The sequence below is a fragment of the Pseudomonas sp. IPO3778 genome (assembly GCF_013386825.1).
In the GTDB taxonomy this organism is placed as follows: domain Bacteria; phylum Pseudomonadota; class Gammaproteobacteria; order Pseudomonadales; family Pseudomonadaceae; genus Aquipseudomonas.
In genome coordinates this window covers 18,840-31,082 of the sequence record NZ_JACARC010000014.1, presented here as the reverse complement: position 1 = coordinate 31,082, position 12,243 = coordinate 18,840, and the positions used below count along the sequence as shown (strand labels likewise).

Annotated in this window: 14 protein-coding genes; 2 read left to right on the top strand and 12 right to left on the bottom strand. The window is 62.1% G+C overall.

The genetic code is table 11. The features are described from left to right. Window positions 1-28 precede the first annotated feature (28 nt). The 12 genes from HX855_RS04990 to HX855_RS04935 form a co-directional block, all read right to left on the bottom strand. Window positions 29-334, bottom strand: coding sequence for a YkgJ family cysteine cluster protein (locus tag HX855_RS04990; RefSeq protein ID WP_177087424.1), 306 nt, complete (start codon window positions 332-334; stop codon window positions 29-31). Window positions 335-388: 54 nt separating this feature from the next. Then, window positions 389-880, bottom strand: a complete 492-nt coding sequence (locus tag HX855_RS04985; RefSeq protein WP_177087426.1) for a DUF2878 domain-containing protein — start codon at window positions 878-880, stop codon at window positions 389-391. Then, complete coding sequence (locus HX855_RS04980; RefSeq protein ID WP_177087428.1) at window positions 873-2,144, bottom strand: cyclopropane-fatty-acyl-phospholipid synthase family protein; 1,272 nt, start codon at window positions 2,142-2,144, stop codon at window positions 873-875. The genes HX855_RS04985 and HX855_RS04980 overlap by 8 nt, the downstream gene beginning before the upstream one ends. Beyond that, on the bottom strand, window positions 2,131-2,937 hold the full coding sequence (locus HX855_RS04975; protein ID WP_177087430.1) for a DUF1365 domain-containing protein: 807 nt from the start codon (window positions 2,935-2,937) through the stop codon (window positions 2,131-2,133). Before HX855_RS04975 ends, HX855_RS04980 begins: the two co-directional genes overlap by 14 nt. Then, window positions 2,934-4,181 (bottom strand): FAD-dependent oxidoreductase, encoded by a 1,248-nt coding sequence (locus HX855_RS04970; protein WP_177087432.1) that lies wholly within the window; start codon window positions 4,179-4,181, stop codon window positions 2,934-2,936. The genes HX855_RS04975 and HX855_RS04970 overlap by 4 nt, the downstream gene beginning before the upstream one ends. Then, a complete protein-coding gene (locus HX855_RS04965) occupies window positions 4,178-4,960 on the bottom strand; it encodes an SDR family oxidoreductase (protein ID WP_177087434.1) in 783 nt (260 codons plus the stop codon). Before HX855_RS04965 ends, HX855_RS04970 begins: the two co-directional genes overlap by 4 nt. Beyond that, a complete protein-coding gene (locus HX855_RS04960) occupies window positions 4,957-5,379 on the bottom strand; it encodes a nuclear transport factor 2 family protein (RefSeq protein WP_177087436.1) in 423 nt (140 codons plus the stop codon). Before HX855_RS04960 ends, HX855_RS04965 begins: the two co-directional genes overlap by 4 nt. Next, window positions 5,372-6,817, bottom strand: a complete 1,446-nt coding sequence (phrB, locus tag HX855_RS04955) for a deoxyribodipyrimidine photo-lyase (protein WP_177087438.1) — start codon at window positions 6,815-6,817, stop codon at window positions 5,372-5,374. The genes HX855_RS04960 and phrB overlap by 8 nt, the downstream gene beginning before the upstream one ends. Continuing rightward, entirely contained in the window at window positions 6,818-7,747 is a 930-nt protein-coding gene (locus HX855_RS04950) for a MerR family transcriptional regulator (protein WP_177087440.1), read from the bottom strand. A gap of 3 nt (window positions 7,748-7,750) precedes the next feature. Continuing rightward, window positions 7,751-8,722 carry a DUF523 and DUF1722 domain-containing protein gene (locus HX855_RS04945; RefSeq protein WP_177087442.1) on the bottom strand — a complete coding sequence of 324 codons (972 nt, stop codon included), beginning with the start codon at window positions 8,720-8,722 and terminating at the stop codon, window positions 7,751-7,753. A 112-nt stretch (window positions 8,723-8,834) separates the two neighbouring features. Next, a complete protein-coding gene (locus HX855_RS04940) occupies window positions 8,835-9,050 on the bottom strand; it encodes a TIGR02450 family Trp-rich protein (protein WP_003208432.1) in 216 nt (71 codons plus the stop codon). Further along, a complete protein-coding gene (locus tag HX855_RS04935) occupies window positions 9,047-10,033 on the bottom strand; it encodes an NAD(P)/FAD-dependent oxidoreductase (protein WP_177087444.1) in 987 nt (328 codons plus the stop codon). Before HX855_RS04935 ends, HX855_RS04940 begins: the two co-directional genes overlap by 4 nt. A 209-nt stretch (window positions 10,034-10,242) precedes the next feature. Here HX855_RS04935 and HX855_RS04930 point away from each other — a divergent pair, with 209 nt between their 5' ends. Both HX855_RS04930 and hemH read left to right on the top strand, forming a co-directional pair. Next, window positions 10,243-11,142: a TIGR01777 family oxidoreductase gene (locus HX855_RS04930; protein WP_177087446.1), complete on the top strand. Its 900-nt coding sequence runs from the start codon at window positions 10,243-10,245 to the stop codon at window positions 11,140-11,142. A gap of 14 nt (window positions 11,143-11,156) precedes the next feature. Beyond that, entirely contained in the window at window positions 11,157-12,182 is a 1,026-nt protein-coding gene (gene hemH, locus HX855_RS04925) for a ferrochelatase (protein ID WP_177087448.1), read from the top strand. The last annotated feature ends 61 nt before the right edge of the window (window positions 12,183-12,243 follow it).

Here is a 12,243-nt window from a genome sequence, read left to right as displayed (position 1 = left end):
CCACGGTTGATCTGTATCGGTTCAGAAATCAGCGATACACCGTCGCAATCCCCTGGCGCTCTTCAATGCACTCCGGTGCGCCCATCTCGAACTCCCGGCAGATCAGCGGCCGTTTCTCATAAATCGTGCACATCATCGTGTCCCGATCCAGCGCCGCGCACCAGCCGTCATCCAGGCGCAGCATGACTTCGCCGCCCCAATCGTCGGTATCGATAAAACGATCAGGCACGCCGGTGTCGGTGATCAGCATGACTTCCAACTGGCAGCAGCACGCAGCGCAGGTGGAGCAGGTGACTGCAGGTTCGGCGATTTGGGTGTGGGGGATGTTGGTCATAGGCGCGCAGTGTAAGGCAAGCGGCTTATACGTGTGTGAAAGGCCTGACGGACGTCAGTGTGCCAACTGCCGGGCTACCCAGTGCAACAACGGGAAGATCATGCCCCAGAGCAGCGCCAGGCCGATAAAGGTCGGCACGGTGCCAAAGCCGAAACTGACCCCGGCCAATTGGCTGCCCGCGTAATAAGACAGTGGCCCACCCACCGCGCCCAGCAGGCTCGCGCGCCACCAGGGGCGGGCGCTCCAGGCCAGGCAATGGCGCAGCGTGGTTGCCAGCAGTGCCCACAACAGGATCAGCCACACCGGCGCCAACGGCCCGGGCAGGCTGAAATGAAACACCCCGAACCCGCGCAACGCGGTGTCGATCACCGTGCCCAGCAGGGTGACAGCTAGAATCACCTGGCCTTCCTGCGACCATGAACTTATCCACAGCAGGTGGATTGCCAGCACGGCCACCCCCACCAAGAGCCATAGGCTGTCGCCGCCCAACACACAGGCGAACCAGCCGCACTGAAACAGCACGGCATTCGCCAGCGGTTTAAGCATCAAAGCGCCCGAGCAGCGGCTGGGTCAGCGCCGCCGGCTTGGCCAGCAGCATTTGCGCGGTGCCAATGGTGCGCTCCATAAAACCGCCTTCGCAGTAGCACAGGTAGAACTCCCACAGGCGCAGGAAGTATTCGTCGTAGCCCATTTCCGTCAGGCGGCTGTGGGCGCGGCGAAAGTTCTCATGCCACAGGCGTAGGGTTCGCGCGTAGTGCAGGCCGAAATCCTCCATGTGCAGCAGGTTCATGTCGGTGTCGCGGCTGACGATCTCCAGCATCTTCTGCACGCAGGGCAGGGCGCCGCCGGGGAAAATATAGCGCTGGATAAAATCCACGCTGCTCTTGGCCTGTTCATAACGCTGCTCACGAATGGTGATGGCTTGCAGCAACATCAGGCCGTTGCTCTTGAGCAACTGCGCGCACTGTTTGAAATAGGTGGGCAGGAAACGATGGCCCACCGCTTCAATCATCTCGATGGACACCAGCTTGTCGTACTGCCCGGTCAGGTCGCGGTAATCCTCCAGCAGCAACGTCACCTGGTTCTGCAAACCCAGGGTCTCGATGCGCTTTTCGGTGTAGGCAAACTGCTCTTTGGACAAGGTCGTGGTGGTGACCTTGCAGCCGTACTGCTGCGCCGCATAAATCGCCATGCTGCCCCAGCCGGTACCGATTTCCAGCAGGTGATCGGACGGTTTCAGTGCAAGCTTCTGGCAGATGCGTTCCAGCTTGTTTAACTGGGCCTGTTCCAGGGTGTCGTCGTCGGTGAGGAATTGTGCGGCCGAATACATCATGGTCGGGTCGAGGAATTCTTCGAACAGGTCGTTGCCCAGGTCGTAGTGGGCGGCGATGTTTTTCTGCGAGCCCTTGCGCGTATTGCGGTTGAGCCAGTGCAGGCTTTGGGTGAAGGGGCGCGCGAGCTTGGCCAGGCCGCCTTCCAGCGCATCGAGCACGTCGAGGTTACTGACCATCACTCGCACCACGGCGGTCAGGTCCGGGCTGCTCCAGTAACCATGAATGAACGCCTCGCCCGCGCCGATAGAGCCGTTGGCCGCCACCAGGCCCCACACCGCTGAATCGAGGATCTGGATTTCCCCCAGCAGGTGCGCTTCCCGTGCGCCGAAGACTTGCCGTTCACCGTCCTCGACCACCACCAACTGGCCGTGGCGCAGTTGGCCGAGCTGGCGCAACACCGCTTTACGCAGCAAGGCGGCGGTCATGCCGTTGACGTTCAAGCGGTTGGATTTGACCGATAAGCTAGGGGATTTCATGGCGGCGATCCTTGGTATACCCGACTGCGGTGCGAGAAGCGCCTTCGGCGGCGTGATGGGAAAAAATCGGCGTGCGTTTAAGCAAAAGGCGCAGGGCCTGCCAGTAAATAGCCAGGCAGGTCTTGGCGGTCATCCACGGGAAGCGCCACAGGTAACGGTGCAGGCTGGCGCGGTTCAAGGCTTCGCGTTGCAGGCTCAAGGTAGCGTCGAAGACTTTCAGCTCGCCTTGCCAGTCGGCCATGTGCACGCCCAGTTTGGCGGCGGGTGGGCTGAAGCTCATGCGGTATTCCAGGTCCCGGGGCAAAAACGGCGAGACATGAAACGCCTTGGTCACGGCAAAGTGCTGGTGTTCATCGGCAGGCAACGCCTGGGCCGGCAGCACGTAGTGATAGCGCTCGCGCCACGGGGTGTTGGTCACTTCACAGAGGATCGCGGCCAGTGTTCCATCGGCCTCGAAGCAGTAGAAGAAACTCACCGGATTAAAAGCCAGGCCCCAACTGCGGGCCTGGGTCAGCAGGCAGATTGCGCCCAGTGGGATGCGCCCCAGGGCCTTGCCGACTTCTTGGCGTACGGCATCGGTCAAGCTCATGCCGTGACGGGTCAATTCACGCAGGTAATCCTGCTGGCGAAACGCGAACGGTGCCCAGCGGTCGCCCGCCAGTGGCGACAAGCCGAACACCTCGTCCTGTTCACTGAGGTCCAGGTACAGCAGGCCGATCCGGTAGCGGAACGCATGGCCCTTGGGGGTAAACCGCCGATGGGCGATCCAGCCGCTGTACAGGGCGCTGTTCACAGGAGTTCACCGAACGCCTTGGCCACGCGCAATGCGCTGACCACGCCGTCTTCGTGGAACCCGTTGGCCCAGTAGGCGCCGCAATAATAGGTGTGCTGTGCGCCGTACAACTCTTCCCAACGCGCCTGCGCGGCCACGGCGGCCAGGCTGTATTGCGGGTGGGCGTAGGTGTAGCGGGCGAGGACTTTCAGCGGGTTGATCATCGCCGTCTGGTTAAGGCTGACGCAAAAGGTGGTGGCGCTGTGGATGCCTTGCAGGATGTTCATGTCGTAGGTCACGGCGGCCTGTTTTTGCGCGCCTCCGTCCAGGCGGTAGTTCCAGCTGGCCCAGGCCAGTTTGCGGTCGGGCAGCAAACGGGTATCGGTGTGCAAGACGACGTCATTGTCGGCGTAGGGCAGGGCGCCGAGGATCTGCTGCTCAGCCAGGCTCGCATCGCCCAGCAATGCCAGGGCCTGGTCGCTGTGGCAGGCGAACACCACCTTGTCGAACCCCTCGCTGCCTGCGGCGCTGTGGACAACCGCGCCGATCGCGGTGCGTTCCACCCGGGTGACCGGGCAATTGAGGCGAATCTTTTCCCGGAACGATTGGGTCAGCGGCTCGATGTAGCGGCTCGAACCGCCTTCGATCACGCACCACTGGGGCCGGTTGCTCACCGACAACAACCCGTGGTTCTTGAAGAAACGTACGAAGAATTGCAGGGGGAACCCGAGCATGTCGGCCAGGGACATCGACCAGATCGCCGCGCCCATGGGCACGATGTAATGCTGGATAAACCGCTGGCCATAACCGCCGGCTTGCAGGTAGTCGCCCAGGGTCATCTCGGCACTGATACGTTGTTCCTGCAGGTCCAGCGGTGCCTGGCGGTTGAAGCGCAGGATGTCGCGCAGCATGCCCCAGAACCCCGGCGACAGAATATTGCGGCGCTGGGCAAACAGGCTGTTGAGGTTGTTGCCGTTGTACTCGATCCCGGCGTTGGGGTCGCACACCGAAAAGCTCATCTCGGTGGGTTTGAATTTCACGCCGATCTGCCCCAGCAGCTTGATGAAGTTGGGGTAGGTCCAGTTGTTGAACACGATAAAACCGGTGTCCACCGCGTAGCTTTTGCCTTCCACGGTGACGTTCACCGTGTGGGTGTGCCCGCCGATGCGGTCGCCTGCCTCGAACAGTGTGATGTCGTGGCGGCGGCTGAGCAGATAGGCACTGGTCAGCCCGGCGATGCCGCTGCCGATAATGGCGATCTTCACAGGTCGTCCTTTTTCGGTGGCGGGCTACGCAGCATGCGTTTGCCGATGATCAGTTGCACCCGGTTCGGCAGCTTCGACAGCGGCCACATCGTGGCAATAAACAGGGCCGGGAAGGCGATTTCCAAGGGGCGGTTTTGCAACTTGGCGAAGATATGCCGCGCGGCTTTGTCCGCAGGCCAGCTCAAGGGCATCGGGAAGTCATTGCGGGCGGTCAGCGGTGTGTCGACAAAACCCGGGCTGACCACGGTGACGTCAATGCCTTCGGGTGACAGGTCGATGCGCAGGGATTCGAACAGATAACGCAGGCCCGCCTTGGAGGCACCATAGGCTTCGGCCCTGGGCATCGGCAGGTAGGTCACGGCGCTGGCCACGCCCACCAGGTGCGGGGTATGGCCGGCGCGCAACAGGGGCAGGGCGGCCTCGATGCAGTAACTGCTGGCCAGCAGGTTGGTGCGCACCACGTGTTCGATGATCGAGGCGTCGAATTGCCTGGCATCCACGTATTCGCAGGTGCCGGCATTCAGGATCACGGTGTCCAGCGAGCCCCAGACCACGCCGATATGTTCGCCAATTTCGCGCACGGTCTGGCTGTTGGTCAGGTCGCCCGCCACCACCAGCACTTGCCCGGGGTATTGCTTGGCGAGCTGTTCCAGCGGCGGCTTGGAACGGGAGCTGACGGCCACGTGGGCGCCGCTGTCGAGCAGTGCCTTGGCCAGTTCGGCACCGATGCCACTGCTGGCACCGGTCAACCAATAGCGACGTGGAGGTGTAAGGCTCATCCCATTCTCCTTTTCAACCAACTGACCACGCCGCCGAGGACCGGCAGGTGTTCATACAGCAGTGCACCCGCGTCGAAATAGTCCCGATGGCGGTACACCTTGTCGCGCCACAACAGATGCGAGCAGCCTTCGACGCGAATCACTTCACCCTTGGCCAGGCGCGGGTGGCAGAAGCTCATTTTCCAGCGCAGGTAGCCTTCGCCTTCTGCCACTTGATCGAAGCCATGGAAGTCAAAGCGCAGCTGGGTGACGTTGTCGTACAGCTCGGCGAAGTAACGGTGCAGCGCCGTCAGCCCCTGCACCTCGTGCAGCGGGTCGGTGAAGCTGATGTCCTTGCTGTACAGGCTGTCGAGCAGGTGCAGGTTGTGCTTGTCCACACTGGCAAAGGCCTGGGCGAAGCGGCGCAGGAAATCACTCATAGTTGCCTCCAGCCGCCTGGCGAGAAGGCAGGCTACGGAAGGCGGCGAGGGCGCGGTCGCGGGACTTTTTCAAATCGACGATAGGACGAGGATAGTCCGCCACGCCAAACAGGCCGCCCACGGCGTCGGGGTTATGCACTTCTTTTTTGTTCAGCGCCGCCAGTTGCGGCAGCCAGTGCTTGATAAACACGCCTTCGCCGTCGAATTTTTCCGACTGGCTCAAGGGGCTGAAAATCCGGAAATACGGCGCTGAGTCGGTGCCGGTGGACGAACTCCACTGCCAGCCGCCGTTGTTGGCCGCCAGGTCACCGTCGATCAGGTGGCGCATGAAAAAACGCTCGCCTTCACGCCAGTCGATCAGCAGGTTTTTGGTCAGGAACATCGCCACCACCATGCGCAGGCGGTTGTGCATCCAGCCGGTTTCCAGCAGTTGGCGCATCGCCGCATCGATGATCGGCAGGCCGGTGCGTGCTTCCTGCCAGGCCTTCAAGTCTTCGGGGCTGTTGCGCCAGGCCACGGCTTCGGTTTCCGGGCGGAAGGCGCGGTGGCGGGAGACCCGTGGGTAGCCCACCAGAATATGTTTGTAGAACTCGCGCCACAGCAGTTCGTTGATCCAGGTGATGGTGCCGACGTCGCCGCTTTCGAATTCGCCCTGGTTGCTTTGCAGCGCGGCATGCAGGCATTGGCGCGGCGAGACCACGCCTGCGGCCAGGTAGGCCGAGAGCTGGCTGGTGCCGGGCTTGGCCGGGAAGTCGCGTTCGTCTTTGTAGTAGCTGATTTGTGCGTCGGCAAACTGCTCGAGACGGCGCCGGGCTTCGGCTTCACCCGCAGGCCAAAGCGCGCGCAAGGCCTCGCTGGGGGGGGCAAAACCGTCGACGCGATCCGGGATCGGGTCGCTTTTGAGCGCGAGCGGCGCTTGGGCCTTGGGGGTGGCCACCAGGCGCGGCAAAGCGCTGTGCAGGCGGTTGTAGCAGACTTTGCGGAACTGGCTGAACACCTGGAAGTAGGTGCCGGTCTTGGTCAGTACGCTGCCCGGCTCGAACAGCAACTGGTCCAGATAAGGGTGGAATGTCACGCCCCGGGCTTCGAGGGCCTTGGCCACGGCGGCGTCGCGGCGCTCTTCGTGGATGCCGTATTCGTCATTGACGTGCACCGACTCCACCGACAGTTCCTGGCACAGGTCTGCCAAGACTTGCGGTGCCTGGTCCCAGGTCGAGGCATGGCGGATCAACAGCGGAATGTTCAGCTCGCCCAGTGCCACGCTCAAGGTCTGCAGGTTGCGCAGCCAGAAGTCGACTTTGCAGGGCGCATCATCATGGGCCAGCCATTGCTCCGGGCTGATCAGGTAGACAGCCGCTGTCGGGCCGCGCTGTGCGGCGGCGGCGAGGGCGGTGTTGTCATGTAGGCGCAGGTCGGTGCGCAGCCAGATCAAGTGCATTTAAATAAGTCCATGTTTAAGCAGTGCCTGATGGGCCGATAACGGGTCTTCCGCCAGGAGCAATTCAGGGATTTCATCGGTTAATACGGACAACTCGGCGTGGTGGATGCATACCGTTGGTCCGGTTATCAGTTTTGGGCAGTCGATGCCGCTGAACAGTTTGCCCAGCGCCGACAGATGCAGCGCCTTGCTCGAATACAGCAGCACCGCGCGCGGTTGCAGATGCTCGACCGCCAGAGCCAGTTCGCCCACCGGCAAGGGCCAGTCGAAGACTTCCACCGGGCAATCGGCACTGCTGGCCAGCCACGCGGTGAGCCACAGGTGCGGCTCCAGCGGCAGGTCGGAATGATTGACCAGCAGCAACGGTGCGCCGTTGAGCTGGCGGTTGTTGTGGTACATCCGCGCGCCGAACTTGCTGCGCAGCCAGGAATAGAAAAACACCCGCTCCATCTGCGCACCGAACTGGCCTTGCCAGCGCAGCTCAAGTTCCTTGAGCAACGGCAATAACAGCTGCTCGCACAGGGTGCGCGGCGGGTACAGCGCCATGGCCTGGTTGAAGGCGTCATCCACCCGGCGCTCGGCCAGTTCGCTGATGGCCTGCAACAGGTGCTGGCGGCGGCTGTGCCATTCGTTCTCCACCGGCGGCTCGCTGGTGGTGTGCGCGGTGTCGATCAGGTTCTTCACCTGGCTGACCGGCACGCCGCGGTTGAGCCAGGTGAGGATGGTGTGGATGCGTTGCACGTGCTCGGCGGAAAACAGCCGGTGCCCCTTGGGCGTGCGCTGGGGCACGATCAGGCCGTAGCGGCGTTCCCAGGCGCGCAGGGTTACGGCGTTGACGCCGGTCTGGCGTGCCACCTCGCGGATCGGCAGCCAGCCTTGTTCGAGGGCCTCGGCGATGTCTTCGGCCGGTTCTTGCAGGGGAAAAGTCATAGGTTAAATCGCATTACGCAGGCTGAGGTTTTCCGGGTGCGGTTGCAGGTAAGCCTGCTGCGCGATGTAGCGGTCCGGATGCTGGCGAAAGTGGTGCTTGAGCAGGGTCAGCGGCACCACCAGCGGCACGATGCCCTGGCGGTATTGGCCAATGAGGGTCTGCACTTCCTGCTTGTCTTCGGCGCTGATGGCTTGCTTGAGGTAGCCGCTGATGTGTTGCAGCACGTTGGTGTGGGTGCCACGGGTGGCGCACTGGGTCAGGGCGCTCATCAGCTCGCTGAAATAGCCGGCGGCCAAGGCGTCGAGGTCGACACCCCTGGGCATGCTGCCCAGCAGGTTGCCCAGGCTTTTGTAATGCACCGGGCTGTGGGCCATCAGCAGGTATTTGTAGCGCGAGTGAAATTCCAGCAGGCGGTGGCGGGTCAGGCCTTCGGCGAGCAGTTGCTGCCAGGTGGCGTAGACAAACACCCGGGTCAGGAAGTTTTCCCGCAGCACCGGGTCGTTCAGCCGACCGTCTTCTTCCACCGGCAGGTTAGGGTGGCGCGCGCAAAACGCCTGGGCATAGATGCCGCGCCCACCGCCGTCGATGGGCATGCCGTTGTCTTGATAGACCTTGACCCGCTCCAGGCCACAGGACGGGGATTTCTGCATGAAGATGTAGCCGCAGAGGTCAGTGTGTTCAGCGGCCATTTGCTGGCCGTATTCGTCCAGCGGCCGGGTCACGTTGAGTTCGCGGTGCACGGTGCCGACGGCCTGGGGGTTGAGCGGGTCGCCCACCAGGCGGATGGGTTCACGGGGAATGCCCAGGCCGATGGCGACTTCAGGGCACAGCGGCACAAAGTCGAAATAATCCGCGAGGGTCTGGCTGCACAGTTGGGATTGTTTATGGCCGCCGTTGAAGCGCACGTTCTCCCCCAGCAGGCAGGCGCTGATGGCGATTTTCGGTTTGCCGCTGGCGGACGGGGTGCTGGGCATGGCCAAACCTCTGTGAAATTCCTGTACAGAGTTAAATTTCTGTACAACTTAATTTCATCATAGGTTTGAAGCTGTACAAGTCAAATAATTTGTACAGGTATTTGCCGGGCGGCTATTTCCAGCCGATTTTCCAGTCTTCGGCGTTTTGCAGGGTTTGCCAGGCCAGGCGCTGCACGCGATGGCTCATCACGGCTTCCAGCTCGATCTCCTGCACATCGCCTTCGTCGTCCCGCAGCAATTTAGTGACCAGGAAATGTTTTTCCTTGTGCTGCGGGCGGGCCGCTGTCCACTTCGACAGCAGCAATTTGGCGGGATTGATGCGGTTCATTGCAGGTGCTCGATCAACCGCCGCGCTGCCTCCTGGCCGCTGAGCCAGGCCCCTTCCACACGGCCCGACAGGCACCAGTCACCGCACACGTACAAGCCCAGGTCGGCGTCGGCCAGCACGCCAAATTCATGGCTGGTGGACGGCCGTGCATACAGCCAGCGGTGGGCGAGGGTGAAGGACGGCGCCGGCATGGCGCTGTGCAGCAGTTCGGCGAAGGCACCGTGCAGGTGTTCGATCACCGCTTCCTTGGACAGGTCCAGGTGTTGCTTGCTCCAGGCGCTGGTGGCGTGCAGTACCCAGGTGTCGAGGGTGGTGTCGCGCCCCGGTTTGCTGCGGTTGCGGGCCAGCCAGTCCAGCGGGCTGTCCTGCACGAAACAGCCTTCCATGGGCGTGTCCAAAGGCTTGTCGAAGGCCAGGGCGATGGCCCAGGTCGGGTCCATTTTTACCCCGGCGGCGGCACTCGCCAGCTTGGGCGCGGCGGCCAGCAACGCAGTGGCTTGGGGGGCCGGCGTGGCAATGATCACGTGGCTGAACGGGCCATGGCTTTCGCCGTCGGCATCCAGCAGGTTCCAGTGCTGTTTGCCCTGGAACACTTCGGTGATGCGGCAACCGAACTGCACCGGCAAGTCGTCGAGCAGGGCGCGGGTTATCGCACTCATGCGCGGCGTGCCGACCCAGCGGATCTGTTCATCGGGGGAGGGCGTGAGTTGCCCGGACTTGAAGTTGTACAGCTGGGGCTTCCATTGCTCGGCGCAACCATTGGCCTGCCAGCGTTGCACCTCGTTGACGAAGCGCCGGTCACGGGCGGTGAAGTACTGTGCGCCCATGTCCAGCGCCCCCGCATCACTGCGCTTGCTGGACATGCGACCGCCACTGCCGCGGCTTTTATCGAAGAGTTGTACAACGTGCCCCGCGTCTTTTAACGCTCGGGCGGCGGAGAGACCGGCGATGCCGGTGCCGATGATCGCGATGGGAACAGTCATGGGAGGCCTCGTTTTACCGTTGGGTACAGACTACGCCGACACCAATAGCTGTACAATATTGTTTTTTGGTATAAGTTTTGGCGTACCTGATCGTTTGGCGTGACCTATGGTTAAACCTGAAGGTTTAACCAGCGTTGCGCCCGATTAAAACATCCCTGTCTATAAAATAGACTAACGGTGGTCGGCGAACGTTACACGAGGAACAACTCATGCACATTTTGCTGACCGGCGGTACGGGTTTGATCGGCCGTCAACTCTGCCAACACTGGCTTGCCCAGGGCCATCGCCTCACGGTCTGGAGCCGCCATCCCGAACAAGTGGCTAAATTGTGCGGCGCCCAGGTGCACGGCATTGCCCACCTGCAAGACGTAAACGAGCCGGTAGACGCAGTGGTCAACCTGGCCGGCGCGCCGATTGCCGATCGCCCCTGGACCCATAAACGCAAGGCGCTGCTGTGGAGCAGCCGTATCGGTCTCACCGAAACCTTGCTGGCGTGGCTTGAGGGCCTTGAGCAAAAACCGGCGGTGTTGATCTCCGGCTCTGCGGTGGGTTGGTACGGCGACGGCGGCGAGCGTGAGCTGACCGAAGACAGTGGCCCGGTGCAGGACGACTTTGGCAGCCAGTTATCGATCGCCTGGGAGGAAACGGCCCAGCGCGCCGAAGCATTGGGGATCCGCGTGGTACTGGTGCGAACCGGGTTGGTGCTGGCAGCCGAGGGCGGCTTTTTGTCGCGGCTGTTGCTGCCGTTCAAACTGGCGCTGGGCGGGCCTATCGGCAATGGTCGGCAGTGGATGCCGTGGGTGCATATAAAGGATCAAATCGCCCTGATTGATTTTCTTCTGCACAAGGAAAGCGCCAGCGGTCCTTATAATGCCTGCGCGCCACACCCGGTACGTAACCTCGAGTTCGCCAAGACCCTGGGCAAGGTGCTGCACCGCCCGGCGTTCATGCCCATGCCGGCGTTTGCCTTGCGCATTGGCCTGGGGGAGTTGTCGGGCTTGTTGCTGGGTGGCCAGCGGGCGTTGCCACAGCGGCTGTTGGCGGCCGGTTTCACTTTTCAGTTCACTGAGTTGCACGCGGCCCTGGACGACTTGTCCAGCCGCCTCTAGAGATAGGATGTTGCATGACGGATCACGCGTTGTTACTGGTCAACCTGGGTTCGCCGGCGTCCACGTCGGTGGCGGATGTGCGCAGCTACCTGAATCAGTTCCTGATGGACCCTTACGTCATCGACCTGCCGTGGCCGGTGCGGCGTTTGCTGGTGTCGCTGATCCTGATCAAGCGCCCCGAGCAATCGGCCCACGCCTATGCTTCGATCTGGTGGGACGAAGGCTCGCCGCTGGTAGTCCTCAGCCGTCGCTTGCAACAACAAATGACTTCGCAATGGACCCAGGGCCCGGTGGAACTGGCGATGCGTTATGGCGAACCGTCGATTGAAACGGTGCTGGTGCGGCTGGCCGGCCAGGGCATCAAGAACGTTACCCTGGCGCCGCTGTACCCGCAGTTTGCCGACAGCACCGTGACCACGGTCATCGAGGAAGCCCGGCGCGTGGTGCGTGACAAGAAGCTGGCGATCACGTTTGCGATCTTGCAGCCGTTCTATGACCAGCCGGAATACCTCGATGCCTTGGTCAACAGTGCCAGGGCCTATGTGGAACAGGATTTCGATCACCTGCTGCTGAGCTTCCATGGCTTGCCCGAGCGTCACCTGAACAAGCTCGACCCTACCGGGCAACATTGTTTCAAGGATGCTGACTGCTGCCAGAACGCCTCTCCCGAGGTGCTTGCCACCTGCTACCGCGCCCAATGCTTCAGCGTTGCGCGGGACTTCGCCGAACGCATGGGCTTGCCCGAGGGCAAGTGGTCGGTGGCGTTCCAGTCGCGGTTGGGCCGGGCCAAGTGGATCGAACCCTACACCGAGGCGCGCCTTGAAGCGTTGGCTCAACAAGGCGTGAAGAAGCTGCTGGTGATGTGCCCGGCGTTTGTCGCGGACTGCATCGAGACCCTGGAAGAGATTGGTGATCGCGGGCTGGAGCAATTCCGTGCAGCGGGGGGCGAGGAACTGGTGTTGGTGCCTTGCTTGAATGACGACCCACAGTGGGCGGTGGCGCTCAATACCTTGTGTGAAAGAGCGCCGGTTGCACTGTGATCCGATTGTCGAAACGATAGAGATCAAATGTGGGAGCCGGGCTTGCCCGCGATAGCGGTGG